This window comes from Echinicola strongylocentroti (assembly GCF_003260975.1).
In the GTDB taxonomy this organism is placed as follows: Bacteria; Bacteroidota; Bacteroidia; order Cytophagales; family Cyclobacteriaceae; genus Echinicola; species Echinicola strongylocentroti.
In genome coordinates this window covers 604786-623865 of the sequence record NZ_CP030041.1, presented here as the reverse complement: position 1 = coordinate 623865, position 19080 = coordinate 604786, and the positions used below count along the sequence as shown (strand labels likewise).

General features: G+C 43.1%; 12 protein-coding genes. 8 read left to right on the top strand and 4 right to left on the bottom strand.

All coding sequences use genetic code 11. The features are described from left to right. Positions 1 to 28: 28 nt before the first annotated feature. Complete coding sequence (locus DN752_RS02380) at positions 29 to 1639, top strand: fibronectin type III domain-containing protein (protein ID WP_112782496.1); 1611 nt, start codon at positions 29 to 31, stop codon at positions 1637 to 1639. Between the two features lie 38 nt (positions 1640 to 1677). Here DN752_RS02380 and DN752_RS02375 read toward each other — a convergent pair whose 3' ends face one another. The 3 genes from DN752_RS02375 to DN752_RS02360 form a co-directional block, all read right to left on the bottom strand. Next, positions 1678 to 2064, bottom strand: coding sequence for a response regulator (locus tag DN752_RS02375; RefSeq protein WP_112782495.1), 387 nt, complete (start codon positions 2062 to 2064; stop codon positions 1678 to 1680). A 1153-nt stretch (positions 2065 to 3217) separates the two neighbouring features. Beyond that, a complete protein-coding gene (locus DN752_RS02365; protein WP_112782493.1) occupies positions 3218 to 5560 on the bottom strand; it encodes a DNA topoisomerase 3 in 2343 nt (780 codons plus the stop codon). Between the two features lie 179 nt (positions 5561 to 5739). Then, on the bottom strand, positions 5740 to 6639 hold the full coding sequence (locus tag DN752_RS02360; RefSeq protein ID WP_112782492.1) for an NAD(P)/FAD-dependent oxidoreductase: 900 nt from the start codon (positions 6637 to 6639) through the stop codon (positions 5740 to 5742). A gap of 262 nt (positions 6640 to 6901) precedes the next feature. Between DN752_RS02360 and DN752_RS02355 the strand changes: the two genes are divergently transcribed. The 3 genes from DN752_RS02355 (at position 6902) to DN752_RS02345 (ending at position 10881) form a co-directional block, all read left to right on the top strand. After that, the gene (locus DN752_RS02355; RefSeq protein WP_162633079.1) at positions 6902 to 8641 is read left to right on the top strand and encodes a capsule assembly Wzi family protein; all 1740 of its coding nucleotides are present in this window, start codon (positions 6902 to 6904) and stop codon (positions 8639 to 8641) included. 351 nt (positions 8642 to 8992) lie between these two features. Next, positions 8993 to 9709 (top strand): sugar transferase, encoded by a 717-nt coding sequence (locus DN752_RS02350; RefSeq protein ID WP_112782490.1) that lies wholly within the window; start codon positions 8993 to 8995, stop codon positions 9707 to 9709. Positions 9710 to 9810: 101 nt separating this feature from the next. Beyond that, positions 9811 to 10881: an NAD-dependent epimerase gene (locus DN752_RS02345; protein WP_112782489.1), complete on the top strand. Its 1071-nt coding sequence runs from the start codon at positions 9811 to 9813 to the stop codon at positions 10879 to 10881. Positions 10882 to 10987: 106 nt separating this feature from the next. Here DN752_RS02345 and DN752_RS02340 read toward each other — a convergent pair whose 3' ends face one another. Beyond that, on the bottom strand, positions 10988 to 11704 hold the full coding sequence (locus DN752_RS02340; RefSeq protein ID WP_112782488.1) for a LytR/AlgR family response regulator transcription factor: 717 nt from the start codon (positions 11702 to 11704) through the stop codon (positions 10988 to 10990). A gap of 1604 nt (positions 11705 to 13308) precedes the next feature. On the opposite strand from DN752_RS02340, the gene DN752_RS02335 reads away from it, so the two are divergent. The 4 genes from DN752_RS02335 to DN752_RS02320 all read left to right on the top strand — a co-directional run bounded on the left by DN752_RS02335 (position 13309) and on the right by DN752_RS02320 (position 19062). After that, a complete protein-coding gene (locus DN752_RS02335; protein ID WP_112782487.1) occupies positions 13309 to 14130 on the top strand; it encodes a polysaccharide biosynthesis/export family protein in 822 nt (273 codons plus the stop codon). A 28-nt stretch (positions 14131 to 14158) separates the two neighbouring features. Then, complete coding sequence (locus DN752_RS02330; RefSeq protein WP_245949431.1) at positions 14159 to 16576, top strand: GumC family protein; 2418 nt, start codon at positions 14159 to 14161, stop codon at positions 16574 to 16576. Between the two features lie 543 nt (positions 16577 to 17119). Beyond that, a complete protein-coding gene (locus DN752_RS02325; RefSeq protein WP_112782485.1) occupies positions 17120 to 18064 on the top strand; it encodes a UDP-glucuronic acid decarboxylase family protein in 945 nt (314 codons plus the stop codon). After that, on the top strand, positions 18061 to 19062 hold the full coding sequence (locus tag DN752_RS02320; protein ID WP_112782484.1) for a mannose-1-phosphate guanylyltransferase: 1002 nt from the start codon (positions 18061 to 18063) through the stop codon (positions 19060 to 19062). Before DN752_RS02325 ends, DN752_RS02320 begins: the two co-directional genes overlap by 4 nt. Positions 19063 to 19080: the final 18 nt, after the last annotated feature.

Below are 19080 nucleotides of genomic sequence, written 5' to 3'. Positions count from 1 at the left end.
AATTTGTGAAAAGCCTAATCCCCAAACGATGAACAAACTCCTTTTCTGCTTCTGGAAGCCTGCATTTGCTTTTTTTAGCCTATGCATATCGATACCGACTTTTGCACAGCAAATAAGTATCCAGCCCTACTTACAAGATGTTTCACCTACAAGCGCTGTGGTCATGTGGCAGACAGATAGTGGTGAGATGGGTACAGTAGAGTGGGGGATTACTCCTGAATTGGGACAAAGCGCTACTGGTAAATCTATCGACATTAATTTTACAGAAGCCAAGGTTCATGAAGTGAAGGTAGAAGGCCTGCAAAAATTCACCACCTATTATTATCGTGTCAGGACAGGGAATGCAGTATCCGATGTGTTCCAGTTTAAGACCCCGCCTTTTTCCAGTGATCATAGGTCTTTTAATTTGGTAGCCATGAGTGATATGCAGATCGATGGCAATGCGCCGGACAAGTTTAGAGAAGTGGTCAATGAAGGGATCTTATCATATCTTGACCAAGAATATGAAGGTGATGTACCTGATAATTTGGCCATGGTGCTCATTCCCGGTGACTTGGTCCAGAATGGCGCGACCTATCACCAATGGAAGGATCACTTCTTCGATCCCGCAAAAGAGTTGTTTTCCCAAGTGCCTGTGTACCCAGTTTTAGGGAACCATGAAAACCAATCCGTTTTTTACTTTAAATATTTCAGTCTTCCAAAAAACGGAAGTCCTGAGTATGCGGAGAATTGGTGGTACAAGGATTATGGAAATACCCGAGTGCTGGGGCTAAACTCCAATGTGGACGATGGAATTGGAGGTAGTGATTACCAACTCCGTTGGCTGGATAAGGTGCTGGAGGAAACCTCCCAAATGGATGAGATTGATTTTGTTTTTGCACAAATGCATCATCCCCATAAGTCGGAGTTATGGATACCGGGAGAGTCTGATTTTTCAGGGAAGGTCGTGGAAAAACTCGAGAATTTTACTAATAAAACGGGTAAGCCTAGTGTTCATTTTTTTGGTCATACCCATGGGTATTCGCGTGGCCAGTCACGTGACCATAAGCACCTTTGGGTCAATGTGGCCAGTGCTGGCGGGTCGATAGATAATTGGGGAGAATTTGAGGGCAGGGATTATGAGGAGTTTACGGTCACCCAAGATGAATACGGTTTTGTCATGGTGGAGGTAAATGCAGATCCGTCAGATCCACGGTTTACCGTAAAAAGAATCAGCCGTGGTAATCAATACCGCTTCAGGGACAATGAGTTGACTGACTCGATTACTGTGTGGAAGTACCAACAAAAGCCACATTCTCCGAAAGGCGTCTTTCCTATCGACGAAGAGGTAGCGTCCCATGATCTGGTCCTTCAGGCGGAGGATTTTGAGAGTGACCGTCAAGGAGCCATTCATGCTGCTTCCAACTGGCAAATATCCCTGAAATCGGATTTTAAAAAGCCAATCGTGGATAGCTGGAAGCAAAGTGAAAACTGGTATTACAATGAAAACCAACAGAAAGACGATGACCTCAGGGACGAAAAAGTACATAGGCTTTTAGCACCTGGGAAGACGTATTACTGGCGTGTAAGGTACCGTGACCAAAACCTCAACTGGAGTGATTGGTCGCAAACTTACCGTTTTGAAGTAGTTCCGGACTGAACCCTTCTCTTGGAGCAAGAGGAGAACCTTTTGATAGGTTACGTTAACAGTTCTTTTACTTTCTGGATCGAAATGGGCTTTACGATAAAGTTTTTGATGACATGGTACTCGTTGGCCTTCTTGGTGTCATTAGGATCGATACTACTGCTGATGATGTAAATGGTAATGGAGGTGTCAGGCTGTATTTTCAAAAATTCATCCAAAAATTTCCATCCGTTCCAGATAGGCATATTGATATCCAGCAGGATCATGTCCGGCATAGGTTCCTTGTTTTCAATTCTACTTGAAAGCCCATCATAAGCTTCCAGGCCATTTTGGTAGAAGATGGTATTTACTTCAAAATTTCCCATCTCTATGATTTTCTTTATCCCAAAAGTGTAGATAGGGTCGTCGTCAATTACGCAAATGCTCTTTATGCTAGTCATCTAAAAATCAATAAAATTAGGTGTTTAATTATTCAATACCTTGTCGGCAAAACTATTAATCAAACTAAATGTCTCTGGGTCTATTTGCTTTTTTTGCAGAAGCAAGGTTCTTGTGGTTTGTCAAGATTTTGAACTCATGTTGGTATAAATATAATTTGCTAGTAAGAATAAAACGTTGGTAATATATGTTTTTTTTACCTAAATATAAGTAAAATTACTTACTCTAGGTAAAAAAAATAGAGCGGTCAATGAATAAGCTGTTTTTGAATAATACATCTCTATTCAAGGAATACAGTGGTGTGGTCATATAATCCTTTACTCTCTATTTGGCTTTTTGGTAGCTTCAAAAAGGAATTCAATAATTTTATCAGTTCAACTACATATTCTCTATTAAAAGATACAAAACTATTTTAATAAAACGAATTATTAGGGATAAATATCCAGGGCAAACGCGTTTAGTGTTTTGAAGGGAAACAATTTTCGTGTAGGCATAGCTATCATCCGTGCCGATGGCACTCCTTCGGGAGCTTGAGGAGAGCTTAAGCTCCTGCGGATGAATCCGCAGGTTACTAAATTTATCGTGCCGCTGGCACTTTGCCCCGATTTGTACATTGGAAACCGCAGTAGCCTAGGGTCAAGTCAACGCTTAAATGACGGGTAAGGCGGTAGTGAGTTTTGGACGAGATCAAGGCGCAAAAAACGCCCCTAGCCGTAGCTAAGGAAGTCTTTTTGCAACGTAGAGATAGGCCAAAAGACACACCGGATTACACGTAGGTTTAGGTTTGGCTTGACACTAGATTGCCGAATGGCGGGATGGGCTGAAAGAATGATTAGTTGACTTGGATCGAACAAGCCGTCGCAGCTATCTGCTCATGTATAGTGGTTGGCTTGGTTGAGGTTAAACCCTGAATAGGCGTTAGCAACTGAGCATCCTGCCTCATCCGCCTTTGGCGGAGGGGCATATAGAAGGTGCAGGTGACAACAAAAAATGATTACACACAAAAGGGTAAGTTCCGTAGGAACGGCAGATATAAATGCAAATAGGAACATTTTTTTTAAATGCGTTTGCCCTGGGATAAATAACTGAATTGCGGGCAATAACTGAGGAGTGTATCGCCAGTTACAAAATTGACTACGGGACAGTATGACCAGACTATTGGCTGATAATTTCCAATACCAAAGCTTTGGTAAGTGGGCGGCCATTTGCCCTTTCTTTGATTTCTTGAAAAGCAAACCTGAAGGTACAGCCCTTTTTCCATTCACTGCACCCATACGCGGCCTTGCCTTTGATGATCGATCCTTTTTTACATTTTGGACAGCGAGGCATTGCGGGTTCCTTAGGTTGGGAAGTAGCTTGGGATTTGGGTTCAAAAGCGACTTGGAAGGCTTCGTCCAGTTTCAGGATTCCTTCTACTTTTTCTCCATTGACGATAAATCCCTTGAGTTTTGTAGTGGCTTTTTTCTCCACCAATCGTTGGACCTGTTTGTCTGTTAGTTTTTTACCCATCATTTTTATGGGAAGCCTAAGGTCACACCCTGCTTTCCATTGACTACACCCATAGGCAGTTTTGCCTTTGATGATAGTACCCTTGCCACATTTAGGGCAGGTGATGTCTTCCAGTCCCTTTTTGCTTTTGGTAGACTGTGGAGGTTTTTCTTTGCTTTGGGATGGCCGTTTTTCATTTTCGGGAGCGTATGGTGATGACAGCCTGGGTTTGCTGCTTTCATGTTTTACTTCTCTCACCAGCTCGGCCACCATTTTCTTCATGTTGGCAATAAAAGTAATAGCGCTAAATTCCCCTTCTTCGATTTCTTTGAGTTGTTTTTCCCATTGACCAGTGAGCTCCGCAGATTTTAAGAGTTCGTTTTGGATGGTGCCGATTAGCTGGATGCCCATCTCGGTGGGGACGACGAGTTTTTTCTTTCGTTGGATGTACTTTCTCCTAAAGAGGGTCTCTATAATGCTCGCTCTGGTGGAGGGTCTTCCTATTCCGTTTGCTTTCATTAAGTCCCGGAGCTCATCATCTTCCACCTGCTTGCCAGCTGTTTCCATGGCCCGGAGCAGGGAAGCTTCGGTGTAGTTTCTTGGAGGTTTGGTGGTTTTTTCCTTTAGTGTGGGATGGTGTGGTCCGTGCTCGCCTTTTTCGAAGGAGGGGAGGATACCTTCTTCCTCTTCCTCCTTGCTGTCACCATCTTCTTTTTCTTTTTTATTGTCCTTGGCAAAAAGCGCCCTCCAGCCTTCATCCAGTATTTCCTTGCCTTTGGCCGTAAAGGGTACCTTATCGACTTCTGCTGTTACCTGCGTTTTGGCCACTTTACAGTCTGGATAGAATACCGCCAAAAACCTCCTTACTATGATGTCATAGACTTGCTGTTCCGTATGTCCTAGTTGTTTTTCTTCTCCTGTAGGGATGATGGCATGGTGGTCGGTTACTTTTTTGTCATTGAAGACCTTGGAAGATTTACGGATTTTCTTTTCTAAAAGTGGCTTGGTAAACTGACTATAGCTGTTGAGCCCTTTTAATATTCCAGGTACCTTGGGATACATGTCGTTTGGGAGAAAAGTGGTGTCTACTCTTGGGTAGGTGACCACTTTCATTTCATACAGCCGTTGTACGGTTTTGAGGGTGTTATCAGCGGTAAGGTTAAATTTGTTATTACAATATACCTGTAGACTGGTCAGGTCAAAGAGCTTGGGCGCATATTCTTTGCCTTCTTTTTTTTCTATAGCAGTAATGAACAGGTCTTTGCCAGTCACCTGCTGGAGCAGTGCATCACCGTCTTCTTTCTTGACGAATTTGCCTTCGGTACTTTGGAAGGGTGTTTCTCTATAGATGGTTTGCAGCTCCCAATAGGGCTCGGGCTTGAAATTGTCGATTTCATGGTGCCTATTGACCAGCATGGCAAGTGTGGGCGTCTGTACTCGGCCTATGGAAAGAACCTGTTTGTATCCGCCGTATTTGAGGGTGTATAGGCGCGTAGCGTTCATGCCCAAAAGCCAGTCGCCAATTGCTCTAGAGCTGCCTGCATAATACAGGTTGTCAAAGTCCTCGGCAGGTTTGAGATGGTCAAAACCGTTCTGGATGGATTCGGTGGTCAATGAGGAAATCCATAATCGCTGTACCACTCCCTTGTAGTCAGCCTGCTTCAATACCCACCGTTGGATTAGCTCCCCTTCTTGGCCAGCATCCCCACAATTGATGACGACCTGTGCTTTTTTTACCAAATCCCGGATAACCTTGAATTGCTTTTTGACACCATTGTCCGAGAGAACCTTGGTTTCAAATCGCTTGGGGAGCATGGGGAGGGTATAGAGGTCCCATCGTTTCCAGGTGGGATCATAGTCTTCTGGAGGATACAAGGTACAAAAATGACCAAATGTCCATGTTACTTGATAGCCATTTCCTTCGAAGTAGCCATCTTTCCGGCTTTTGGCACCAATGACTTGGGCGATCTCTCTGGCGACACTTGGTTTTTCGGCGATACAAACTTTCATGCTGTACTCATAAAAAGGGACTTGCAGAAACACAAGTCCCAAAATGGAGTTTAAAATTAGTCAAGGAAAGTGATTTGCCGCAATATTTCGGCTAAATCTTGCGCTTTGGGACCGAAGTATTCAAGCCACCTTATTTTTGTAGTGTTTTAGTAACCTGTAGGTCTTGATGTTAGGACATATCAAAAGCCCAAAAGGTCAAAATTGATCATGGCCCCGGCAGTGGTTCCCGAAGATACCGCCATGGAGACTGCACGAAGCGGGTTGGTGTTGTCACCTGCGGCATATATGCCCGGAATTGTGGTCTCCTGTTTGCCACTGACGGTGACATGCCCATGTTCATTGATTTCACAACCTAGCTTACTGATCAATTCCGAACTTTGTGAAAAGGGAAGGGCTGCATACATTACCGGAAAGTCCAATGCACTGCCATCTGTCAATTGGATGCTTTCCAGCTGACCGTTTTGGTGCTGGAGTGAAGCCACTTTTTGGGTGAGGATCCGGAGGCCATCCTTCTCCAATTGTCCATGTTGTTCTGTAGTAAGTTGGGACTCACCATTGGTGAGGAGGGTGATTTGATCCGTCCAGTTTTGCAAAAGCTTGCCCATATGAAACGCTTTGTCGCCATTTGCCATGATTGCAGTTGGCAGCTTTTTGACTTCGTATCCATGACAATAGGGACAATGGATCACCGATATTCCCCAACAGGCAGCAAACCCTTCCATATCCGGTATTTGGTCCTTGATGCCAGTGGCAAACAGTAGCTTTTTGGCTATGTAAACACGGCCTGAGCTGGTTTGGAGTTCAAATACATCTCCCACCTTTTGGGCATCGATTACTTCTTCGTGGTTGATTTGGACAGTAGGGTATTGCAGCACTTGCTCAAGGGCAACAGCAGCAATTTCGCTAGGGCTTTTACCGTCTTGGGTGAGAAAATTATGCGAATACGGAGTCTGTTTATTGCAGGGGGTTCCACTGTCCAATATAAGTGTTGATCGCAAGGATCTTCCTAAAGCCAAGGCAGCAGATAGACCTGCATAGCTGCCGCCAATGATAATGGCGTCGTAAGTGTTGTCGTTCATGTTCTTTCAATTGGTTTTAATTTGCAACATTGTTGCACTTAAAGAGGTTCCCGGCAGTGTAGAAAAAGCCTGTTTTTTTACGAGGGATCGTGTTGCTTTATGGGGCTTTAATTTACCTTTTATTTATCCGATTTTCCGATGGTTATTGGAGTAGGAGTGTGTGAATGACTTTTTATTTACGAAACAAAGCAATTGCCCTGACAGCTCCCTACTTATGCCTAACTTTTTGCAATATTCAGGTGTGATAATTGATATACTTTCAATGATTTTAGGATTATTTAATGGGTTGCCTAATGTTGTGCACATAAAACAGCTATCCTTCAAGAGGGGATTTGGGCTAACGATGGTGCTCATCGGTGCGTTGCTATTTACCAAGGTGTCTGCCCAGAATTTACCCCTGAACATGCCCGTATTTCAGGATTACATTCGTAGGCAACAACTTATCGATACCACCAGTGGTCCCCTTAGTTTTAATGTGCGGCCACTTTATTTGGACAAAGTGGAAGACGGGAAATACGAGGAGCTAATGTCCAGTGGTAAATGGGGTGATGTGGTCAAAATGGATTGGTTTACTCTTCGTCTGATGCCGGTCCAACTTACACATACCTTTAACTCAGCGTATCCCTATGGTTGGGGAAATGGGGCAGCTGTCCCAGCAAAAGGACAACAAATTCTATTTAACGGAGGCTTGCATATGCAGGCAGGCCCTGTCAGTATCCAGCTGTATCCCCAGTACCATTATGCCCAGAATCTTCCTTTTGAAGAATACCCAGAGGACGCCCCCATTACTTTTTTTGAATTTATGGAAAGAGGTGTTGATGGGATTGATTTGCCAGTCAGGTACGGTAGTGGGCCTATCAATGAACTATTGCCCGGAAATTCCCATGTCAAGGTTATGTTTGGAGGTTTTGCAGCAGGAGTATCTACCGAAAATATCTGGTGGGGCCCTGCCCGCTATAATCCCCTGATGATCGGAGACAATGCCGCGGGGTTTGCTCATGCCACACTCCATACGACCAAACCGGTGAAGACCTTTTTGGGACATTTCGAAGGGCAATATGTTATGGGGAGATTGGAAGGTTCAGGCCATTCTTACTATAGTGACAGTGCCTATTCATCAGTTTTTAAGCCAATTCAAGAGGATGATTGGAGGTATTTTACGGGCATTACCGTAAGCTACTCACCCAAGTGGCTGCCCGGGCTGTCACTTGGTGCGAGTAGAGCCTTTCAGATATATAGAGATGATATGGGCAGTGGTGTGCGGGCTTGGATTCCTCTGCTTACGCCACTGCCCAAGGACGGGGAGGGGGTATTGGAAAACGTCCTCAAACGGGAAGATCAGGTGCTGGAATTTTATTTTAGATGGGCCATACCAGAAGCTCACAGTGAAGTGTATTTTGAGTTTATGCGCAATGACCATTCCCTAAACTGGAGAGAAACGATCCTTAACCCTGAACACTCACGAGGATATGTCATAGGTGCCAGCAAATACGTTCCGATCAGCAAGGGCCGATTTATAGGACTGAGTTTAGAAATGACGCATACACAAAATTCGATTAATAATATTGTAAAATGGACTGGTGCCCCCAACAGGGGCCGAGGCATTTATGATAATTATCAAGTGATACATGGCTTGACAAATCGCGGGCAGGTGCTGGGGGCAGGGCTGGGAAGGAGTGGCAATATCCAACTATTGGAAATCAGTCATGTGGACGGTTTGAGCAAATTTGGCATTCAGCTAGAGCGCTATGCCCGTGACCAGAACTTTTACAATTATGCCAATAGTAATGGTGAGCAGGTGGCCCCATGGATAGATTTTGCGTTGGGGGGAAAATATGAAGATGAGATAGTAGAACACCTGCTGCTACAGGCGCATGTCAGGTTTATCAAAAGCATGAATTATAATTTCTATGCCCCTTATTTCAACGAAAAGGATGGGCGTTATCGTGGGAATGCAGCCTATAACTTGAATACAAATCTCAAAGTTTCCTACTTGTTTTAACCCAGTTTATGAGACAGGAGCCGCTATAGCCGCAATAGATAGGCTGATACAAATTCCGGGTTTTTATACCCGGTAATGCTGCGGGGGATAATAAAATGCGGATAATTTAAAATATTATATAAAAATACGTTTTATTAAAATTAATAGTCTTTTTATTTACTTATAATTATTTAAAATATATATAAAACAATATTGTTTTTAACTTGAAGATGTGGTTGTCATCTACGGCACAAGTCCTATCAAAAGTGGCTGGACAAGTCTCCAATGAACCCTTTATAACCTAATAAATCAGCACGAACACCTGGTTTTTTTTAACGAATTATTTCTTACAAAACCAAAATTTAATGTCTTATGAACGGTTCAATAGTACATTTTAGAGAAAGTGAGAATTCAGTGGGGGTAATGGATAACCCACACCTGTCTCAAAACGCAGGAATGGGGGATTCCCCAATGGTGTCATCAGGTTTTAATAAAGCCAACTTGGTGGTTAAAAGAGCTTCAGACATTACGATAGCTTTATTGTTTATGATTTTTATAGGGTTTTGGTTGTTTCCGATCGTTGCGTTATTGATCAAGTTGGACTCAAAGGGTCCCGTGTTTTTTAAACAAAAGCGGCACGGAAAGAACAACGAGTTGTTTTACTGTTACAAGTTCAGAAGCATGGTGACCAATGCAGAAGCTGATACCAAGCAGGCAACGAAAAATGACGCAAGGGTGACGCAAGTAGGGAAGTTTATCAGGAAGTCAAGCATTGATGAATTGCCCCAGTTGATCAATGTGTTTAAGGGGGACATGTCCATTGTCGGCCCTCGTCCTCATCCGGTTTCGTTGAATGAGCAATTTTCATCGCAAATAGACGGATTTATGTCCAGGCACCATTCCAAACCAGGCTTGACAGGATTGGCTCAGGCCAAAGGATATCGGGGAGAGACTGCGGAGTTTTATCAAATGTACGCTAGGTACAGGATGGATATTTTTTACCTGAAAAAATGGAACCCCTTTCTGGATTACAAGATCATCTGGATGACCTTTTTGAGCTTGGTAATGAATCGAGAGAATGTCTATTGATCTTACGAAAGAGTTGGATTATAAAGTCCTTCAGCGTTGGAGGGCTTTTTTTATAGGGTGAGGGGGAGATTTATGATAATGTTCCACAAAAGCAGTTTTAAATGAAATATTTAGTGACAGGCACCGCAGGGTTTATAGGGTTTCATGTAGCCAAAAGACTCTTGGAAAGAGGGGATGAGGTAATCGGTGTAGATGCCATAAATGATTATTATGATGTTGGCCTTAAGTACAGCCGGTTGGAAGACTCGGGTATATCACGTGATGAGGTGAGCGACCACCTCCGAGTAGTTTCAAAAACATTTCCAAGATATACATTTGTGAAGATGGATCTTTCCGAAAGAGAGCCGTTGATGACCCTGATGGAAGAAGCAAAGGTGGATGTTGTCATTCACCTCGCTGCCCAGGCGGGAGTTCGGTATTCATTGGTCAATCCGGATGCTTATATTCAGGCCAATATCCAAGGGTTTATGAATGTGCTGGAAGCGTGCAGGCATTTTCCCGTCAAACACCTGGTGTATGCTTCATCCAGCTCCGTATATGGTGCTAACAAGCAAATGCCTTTCTCCACAGACCACTCGGTAGATCATCCTGTAAGTCTCTATGCGGCCACCAAAAAGTCCAATGAACTAATGGCTCACACCTATAGTCATCTTTTTGGGATACCTACTACGGGGCTACGGTTCTTTACGGTGTACGGCCCTTGGGGACGTCCTGATATGGCCATGTTTCTTTTTGCCGAAGCGATCAGAAAAGGAGCGCCTATCAAGGTCTTTAACCATGGACAGATGGAACGGGACTTTACCTATATAGATGATATAGTGGAAGGGGTGGTACGGGTGGTGGATAAGCCATCAACCCCTGATAAAGACTGGGGAATATCACCAAGAACAAGCACTTCTTACGCGCCTTATAAGGTGTATAATATCGGTAATTCACATCCTGTAAAATTACTGGATTATATCCATGCATTGGAAAAAGCAATAGGGAAGACCGCTGAAAAACAAATGATGCCCATGCAGGATGGGGATGTGGTCTCCACTTATGCTGATGTCACTGATTTAAGTGAAGACACTGGTTACCATCCCAAGACCAAGCTGGAGGACGGGGTGAGGGACTTTGTAGAATGGTATGCTGCTTACTATGCAGCCAATCTTCCTATCAATGCCCTGTAACAGTCTGTGATCGTTGGTTATTAGACGGGCCACGGTTTGGGTGCTTGCCAAGCCGTGGCCCGTCCCAAAGAAGGGGCAGTTCAAAAGTGTGATTCCTGAATTGATGTTAATTGACAGAGAGCAGTTTTCTGTCCTCTAAGATGCCTTTTAATTTTTTGAGGAATCCCCTCCTCATTGGGATGACTTGATTGCCCACAGTAAGTTCCTTTGCATTATAGGCATGGATATGGTTGATATTGATCGTAAAGGATTTATGGATTCGCAAAAACGAATCGTCAGGCAATTTCTCGGTGACATCCTTTAGGATATCCCTAATCGTATAAGGTTTGGAGAGTGTATGGATTTTGGTATAGAGACCGTCCGCTTCCAGTACCGTGATATCCTCTACTGGTACTGGAACCATAAAACCCTTGTCTCTGATTTTCAGTGTTTTTGGTTTGATTTGTTGTTTAGGGCCTTCTTGGTTTTTGAAAGTAAGGTAAAGACAGGTTTTAAGGGTTTCTATATGGAAAGGTTTTAGTAAATATCCTTCATAAATGACTTTGGATATTCGATCAAGAATGATTTTGTCAGAATATCCGGTTAAAAATATGATAGGGATTTGGTAGTTCTCTTTGATTTTTTTTGCCAGGTCTATACCGTCCATATCGCCATCTATCAGGACATCCATAAGGATGAGGTCTGGCTGGGAATAGTTTAGGTAGTCAAGCACCATGTTGCCATCTGAGATTACCGGGGCCAAGTTATAGCCCAATACAGATAGGATTTCTTCCAAGTTTTCTGCTAAATCTAACTCGTCTTCAACGATTAAAATTTTCTTCATAATTGTGGCAGTCTAAAAGCGTGGTCAATTTTTTATTTTTTGGTAAACGATACTGTATCCATATTCCTATCAGGAAGGTGGACAGTAGTTGGTCAATTGTTTTCTTCGCTGGGCTAGCAAAATGTTGGTGACTTTGCTGGCTTGACTTAGATTATTTATTGGGCGAATTGCTTTTATTTAAGGTTTGCAAAATTCCTTTTGGCCATCCGCATTGGGTTTTCTTGTAGATTTTTTTGTGTATAATATCTACATGTTGAGTAGTGTTGGTCAGGAGGAGGAGTATAGTGGCCAAAATGCTGTACAAACCTGTTTTGAGTTTTTTTTTCTCTGTTAAATAATCAAGGGGTTAATTCGTTGGTCTTTGTCTAATTCTATAAATACGTTTTATTCAATGATTATTAATATTTATTATACAAATAAGCATTTATTTTCAATATATGTAATTAATCGTAAATGTTTTGTGCCTATTTGTAAATTAATTGTAATCAGGAAGCACTTTATTTATTGATAATTAACGAAATGCAAATTTTGTAATTGATTTGACGTTTTTTGTTTATAAGCAATTTGTTTTAGTTGATAAACTACAAAGTATATGCCTATTTATTGTCAAACTATTAATTAGGCCAAAAGGATGACTTTTGTCTTCATAGGTGTCCTTGCGATGACCGTAATTAATATAATGCTTTTTCGGGTTACGCTTATTGGGCCAGGAAGCAGGCTTGTTGGGTGGCTAAGACAGGTCTGACGAAGTGTGGGCCAGACAGGATGTTGGCAGCTAACCAGCTGGAGTTTTCACGAGTGTAGGAGAGAGTAACTTTAGCCCAATAGAGACAGTCTGTGCCCCGTGGTGAAGCGGCTGATTTTAAAGCAATTTCAGGCCGCAATAGGTAGGCTATTGTGTATTCCGGGTTTAATTAATTGTTAATAAAATTGTTGTTTTGATGATGAAAAATCACCTAGATGTCTTTTTTACTACTTGTTTGGTACTAAATGGGGCTTTTTGTAAATAAAAGAGCCGTTTCATCTTCTTCAAATTGGAGTTTTGTTTCCAGTAGGGCCTTATTAGGGTGAAATAGCCCGGTTTACCCATTTTTAAGCAGGATTTTATAGTGATTCAGGTTTTTGAAGGGATGGGAATAGTGCGTCTTGACCTTTGATTTACTAAAACTGGCATATGTTTTTGAAAATTTCGCTTTCTGGATGATTCGTTCCAATTTTCGTCCAACGATAAGCCCAAAAACACTTTAACCTTGATTATGTATTAGGAATCGCTACAGCCTGCCCAGACTGGTGTCTGGAAGAGCTTAAAGTGCAACTAATCAAGCTGTTTGAAGATCGAATCATCTGCCCTGCTTGGGATCAGCTGGGACTGATGGTGAACAGTCTGCCGGCCGGATAGGACCAAAAACAGCAGCGTAGCGACTGATTTTGAAGCGGTTTCAGACCGCATAGATCGGCTAATGCATATTCCGGGTTTAAGCAGTCCCGTTGATCGGGTCAGCTAATTCAGTAATACTACTCCATCTATGAGCTTTTTTAGCAACAATAACTGAAAAGCTAGCATACTGCATTCAAAAACCATAGCCTTTATTTAACTAACTATTATGACCACAACTTTGAGATCCATAGCGGTGCCGCTGGTACTGTTATTTAGTTTTGCCGTCTTTTCATGTGTGCCCAATGAGAAGGTGATTTACCTCCAGAATCTAGAAGGAAAGGAAGAGATTCCTGACGAAACCATGATCCAATATGAGCGTCCCGAATACCGGTTGCAATACAATGATATTATTGATATTCAGGTGATGACAGCAGAGGATTTGATTGAGTTTGGCTTTAATAGTAGCAATTCCACCTCTTCCAGTAGTATGATGATGGGGCAAATTGCCCAAACGGGCGGAGATATATACTATATGACGGGCTATACCGTAGACGATAGAGGTAATGTCAGGATCCCAATTATAGGAGAACTTAACGTGATGAACCTTACTGTGGATGAGGTAAGGGTAAAAGTCCAAGAGAAACTAAAGAGCTACTTGTCTTCTGAATATTATGTGCGGGTAAAGCTCGGTGGAATTAGGTTTTCTGCTATCGGAGAGTTTAGGCATCCCGGAAAATATGTAGTGCTTCAGGATCGTATGACCATTTTTGAGGCCATCGCCCAGGCAGGGGATCTCAGTACAGTAGCCAAAAGGGATGAGGTGTTACTGATTCGCCAATATCCGGACGGGACGAAACTGCACCGGATCAATCTAAACGACAGACATATCATCGAATCCCCTTATTATTTTATTCAGCCAAATGATCAGATCTATGCTGAGCCCATGAAAGTGAGAGAGATCGGATCAGGGGTCAACGCCACCCAGACCCTTACACTGATTACTTCTTCTATTACAGCTTTGGCCTTACTTCTAAATTTATTCAATTAACCAGCCTATGTCAGCGAAAAACACCCATATGAATCAACTTCCAGAGCTAAGCAATGAGGAAGATGTGGATGTAAAGACCATTTTGTTTAATTACATGCGACACTGGAAAGTGATAGCTGCATGTACTTTTCTAGGAATTTTATTGGCCTATGTGGCCAGTAAAATGATGACGCCCATCTACAAGGTGAATGGTTCGGTATTGGTAGGTGAGGAATCACAAGACCTTGGAGCAGACTTTTTGGAAGCGGGGTCCCTTTTCCAACCAAAGAACAATATTGAAAATGAGATCGGCATACTATCGTCCTATGCGCTGACAGAACAAGTGGTAGAGGAACTGAAGCTGAACGTGTCTTTTTTTGAAGAAGGAATGATCAAAAAGCAACCGAAATATGGTAATGTTCCTTTTGATATAAACGTAGATTGGGGAACTGCCCAGCTGGTGGGAGGGATGCTGAAGCTCGAGGTGACCAGCCCTACCAGCTACCAGCTGTCCATAGATGATGACGGATTTTATAGTTATAATCCTCATGATCCTTACTACAAAATGGAACTTGAAGAAGAGCTAAAAGGACTGGAGGGAAAGCATCAGTTTGGGGACAATATAAAAGGGAAATATTTTGATTTTACCATTGAGAACCAGGCAGCCCAACCTGGCGACAAAGTTTATTTCAAGTTTTCGGATACCCATTCTCAGGTGTTGAAATACCAAAAGGCCATCGATATAGCGCCAACCAATAAATTGGCCTCGATTCTTCAGGTCAGCATGGAAACACCTATCAGAAAGCTGGGGCAGGATTTTATCAATAAGCTCATGAGGGTGTACTTGGAGCGGGAGCTCAGCGAAAAAAACAAAGCAACTGCCAATACGATCAAATTTATCGATGAGCAACTCAACGGAATCACTGATTCCCTGACCTATTTTGAAAATCGCCTACAAGAATATCGCAGCAAAAACCATGTATTTAACCTTAGTGAAGAAGGGGTGATGATTTTTGAGCGGCTCCAGGACTATGAAAAGCAGAAAAGTGAAATTGAACTAAAGCTTGACTATTATCATACCTTGGAAGATTACCTGAACGGGGAAGGAGGAAATGGTCTAGTAGCCCCGTCCATCATCGGTAATGCAGACCCCTTGCTGAATAGCCTGGTGGTAAAGCTATCTGAACTCCAGACAGAACGCCTTAGGCTTAAATCCACTTATTCGTCTTCCACTCCTGCGTTGGAGCAGATAGATAACCAAATAGCCACTACCCGGCAGTCAGTTTTGGAAAACACCAAATCAGCCATCAGAAATACCCAAAGCGCACTTTCTGAAATCAGCAATAGGATTTATCAGGTGGAGCAAGAAATCAATAAGCTTCCCGAAACGGAAAGAAACCTACTTGGTATTCAGCGTAAGTTTTCCATTAATGAGAATATCTACCTTTACCTCCTCCAAAAAAGGGCGGAATCACAAATTGTCTTAGCCTCCAACACACCAAAAAATTCCATCCTTGATACAGCCAGGGCAGCAGAGAAACCAGTAGCGCCAAAAACAATGATCAACTTGGTTTTGGGGGCCTTTTTCGGACTGTTTTTTCCTGTAGGGATACTATTCGTCCGCAATTTCCTCAATAATAAGCTGGAAGACCCCAAAGAGTTGGAAGAACAGGTCAGTGCACCATTGATCGGGATGATTGGAAGGGACACTTCCCAAAAGGACAGGGAACTCACCGTGCTCAAAAAACCAAAATCTACCATTTCGGAAAACTTCAGGAGTTTACGTGCAGACATGGCGTTTTTAAGCCCTGGCTCCCAGAAACTAACGATTCTGTTTACTTCATCTATCTCTGGAGAAGGCAAGACATTTTGTGCCATTAACCTGGCTTCTGTTTATGCCATGATGGGAAAGAAAACCATCCTGGTAGGCCTGGATCTTCGCAAACCAAAGATTGCTGAGGAATTTGGAATGATCAATGACCGTGGGGTGAGCTCCTGTTTGAGTGTGGGCATGCCATGGCGAGAAGCCGTGAAGCCTTCTGGCTATGAAAACCTGGACGTGCTCTTATCGGGCCCGATTCCTCCAAATCCAGCCGAACTACTGGCGCAGGATTACTTTAGAGAACTCGTGGACGATATAAAGACCGAGTATGATATGGTCATCCTCGACTGTGCACCCGTGGGACTGGTATCAGAAACCAAAGAACTCTTTTCCCTGGCCGATATCAACATCTTTGTTTTCAGACAAAATTATTCGCCAAAAACCAATATTCAGATCCTTAAAGGACTGATAGAGAAAGGCGGCGTGAAGAAAATGTATTCCTTGTTCAATGATGTCCACTTCGATGTGGGCAGTTATGGATATACCTATGGGTACAGCTATGGCTATGGCAAAAATGGCTACGGATACCATGATAACGAGGAAAAAGAGACCAATTGGCTCGGAAAGCTGGTCGGTAAGAAATGAATCAAAATAACCTCACTTTTTTTGTTGGTAGTTGAGTTTTCAGAGTGTCCCGAAATAGGTCCAGTAGGGACGCTTTGAAAGCTTACTTAGCCTGTTTTGGGACAGCAGATTATTCTCGGAATATGCAGCTGGTTGTGGTGATGTGGTGGTGGAATAATAAGGTATTTAGGCCTTTTTTCACTTAGTTATCAAAACTGACCACTTCATTAATAAACAATGAATTTATATTAATAAACGTATTTATTTAACATTTATTAATATTATATTTAAAATATATAATCTTATTAAAAGTGTCTTTTTTAAGTACCTAGCAGATGGGACTGACGGGGCGAAGCTGTATCCGGTCGAGATGTTTATCCCCCTTATGCTTAGGTCATCCACTAGGTTTTTGACCCGGTTTATACATTAGGACTCGTTACCGCAATAGGTTGGCTAATGCAGGTTCCGGGTTTAAGATAGCATTGGGGGCGCCTTTGAGAGGAGGGATTGCCCCAAAGAGAAGACAAAGAAACGTTACTATTTATTCACTATTTAAAGCAAAAGATGAAAAGAGTTTTAGTGACTGGAGGATCGGGGTTTTTAGGGTCCCACCTCTGCGATAGGCTGTTAAAGGAAGGGAATGAAGTGCTCTGTGCAGACAACCTTTTCACAGGAAGGAAATCTAATATCCATCATTTGTTGGATGAGAAAAATTTCGAATTTCTCCGCCATGATATTACTTTTCCCCTGTATGTAGAGGTAGATGAGATCTATAACCTGGCATGTCCAGCGAGCCCCGTTCATTATCAATTTGATCCAGTCCAGACAGCCAAGACCTCTGTGATCGGTGCCATCAACATGCTAGGGTTGGCCAAGCGGCTTAAGGTAAAGATCCTGCAAGCCAGTACATCGGAGGTTTATGGAGACCCTGAGCTCCACCCACAGCCAGAGAGCTACAAGGGAAGTGTCAATACGACTGGGATCAGGGCATGCTATGATGAAGGAAAACGCTGTGCTGAGACCTTGTTCTTTGATTATCATAGACAGCATGGCGTGGATATCAAAGTGATGAGAATATTCAATACCTATGGCCCACGCATGCACCCCAATGACGGTAGAGTGGTAAGTAACTTTATCGTTCAAGCGCTCAAAGGAGAAGATATAACCATTTTTGGTGATGGGATGCAGACAAGAAGCTTTTGTTATGTGGAGGATCTTATCGAGGGGATGTACCGGCTGATGAATTCAAGAGATGGGTTTACAGGTCCCGTCAATATTGGCAATCCGGGAGAGTTTACGATGTTGGAACTTGCAGAACAGATACTCGATTTGGTAGGAAGCAGTAGTCGTCTCAAGTTCCTTCCTTTGCCGCAGGATGACCCTATGCAGCGCCAACCCATCATTCACATGGCCAAAAAGGAACTGGGTTGGGAGCCAAGGATACGCTTGAGAGAGGGCCTGATCGAAACCATCAATTACTTTGATAAAATCCTACAAGTGCCAGTATGAGCAGTGTTGTTAATGTCGTCCTGTCCGGTGGGGTAGGCAGCCGCCTATGGCCGCTGTCCCGCAAAAGCCGCCCTAAGCAGTATTTGCCTATTTTTGAAGGAGAAACACTCTTTCAACGAACGGTTTCAAGGAACCTGGAGTTGGTCGATGAGGTCCTTATCGTGGGCAACAAAGATAATTTTGAACTGTCCAGAGCAGATATGGGGAAGCTGAACATCGACCAATACAGTGAATTGGTCGAAGCAGCTCCTAGAAATACCGCTGCAGCAATTGCCTTTGCTGCCTTTCAGTGTAAGGAGGATGATGTGCTTTTTGTGACACCGTCGGACCATTTAATATCTCCCGGAGCGGCATATGAATCTGCCGTAGACCGCGCAGTCACATTGGCCCAGGAGGGGAATATTGTTACGTTTGGCCTGCAGCCTACGCATCCGGAAACAGGCTATGGCTATATCGAAACGGCGGGAGAAGAAGTCTTGGGATTTCATGAAAAACCTGGACCGGAAAGGGCCAACGCTTTTTTCAAGAGCGGACAATTTTTGTGGAACTCAGGGATGTTTTGTTTTAGAGCAGGCATGTTCCTAGAGGAATTGAGACGGTATGAACCGCAGATTTTTGACCATTCCTATGGTGCTTTTTTGTCGAAGAAGGGGATATACCTACCTCAGCAGGAGTCGACCAAAATCCCTTCACTGTCGGTGGACTATGCGGTAATGGAGCGATCAGAGAAAATCAAAGTAGTACCATCGGCATTTGACTGGTCGGATATGGGGTCTTTTGAGGCCATTTATGACTATTTGAAAGAAAAGGGGCACTACCTCGATGATGCGGGCAATATGGTCATCGGTACGGAAAAGCACATCGAGTTTACCGGGCTGAGTGATACCCTTTTGATCTTTACAAATGATGCAGTGCTGGCCTTAAAAAAGGAAAACTCACAGGAGGTCAAAGAAGTCTTTCAACGCCTTGAAAACGAACGACCAGAACTGGTCTTATAAAGAATAGTGACCAAATTA

Bases quoted from the DNA above. Each gene is read 5' to 3' on its own strand.
- DN752_RS02380 (WP_112782496.1), top strand. From the start codon at position 29: ATGAACAAACTCCTTTTCTGCTTCTGGAAGCCTGCATTTGCTTTTTTT.
- DN752_RS02375 (WP_112782495.1), bottom strand. From the start codon at position 2,064: ATGACTAGCATAAAGAGCATTTGCGTAATTGACGACGACCCTATCTAC.
- DN752_RS02365 (WP_112782493.1), bottom strand. From the start codon at position 5,560: ATGAAAGTTTGTATCGCCGAAAAACCAAGTGTCGCCAGAGAGATCGCC.
- DN752_RS02360 (WP_112782492.1), bottom strand. From the start codon at position 6,639: ATGAACGACAACACTTACGACGCCATTATCATTGGCGGCAGCTATGCA.
- DN752_RS02355 (WP_162633079.1), top strand. From the start codon at position 6,902: ATGATTTTAGGATTATTTAATGGGTTGCCTAATGTTGTGCACATAAAA.
- DN752_RS02350 (WP_112782490.1), top strand. From the start codon at position 8,993: ATGAACGGTTCAATAGTACATTTTAGAGAAAGTGAGAATTCAGTGGGG.
- DN752_RS02345 (WP_112782489.1), top strand. From the start codon at position 9,811: ATGAAATATTTAGTGACAGGCACCGCAGGGTTTATAGGGTTTCATGTA.
- DN752_RS02340 (WP_112782488.1), bottom strand. From the start codon at position 11,704: ATGAAGAAAATTTTAATCGTTGAAGACGAGTTAGATTTAGCAGAAAAC.
- DN752_RS02335 (WP_112782487.1), top strand. From the start codon at position 13,309: ATGACCACAACTTTGAGATCCATAGCGGTGCCGCTGGTACTGTTATTT.
- DN752_RS02330 (WP_245949431.1), top strand. From the start codon at position 14,159: ATGAATCAACTTCCAGAGCTAAGCAATGAGGAAGATGTGGATGTAAAG.
- DN752_RS02325 (WP_112782485.1), top strand. From the start codon at position 17,120: ATGAAAAGAGTTTTAGTGACTGGAGGATCGGGGTTTTTAGGGTCCCAC.
- DN752_RS02320 (WP_112782484.1), top strand. From the start codon at position 18,061: ATGAGCAGTGTTGTTAATGTCGTCCTGTCCGGTGGGGTAGGCAGCCGC.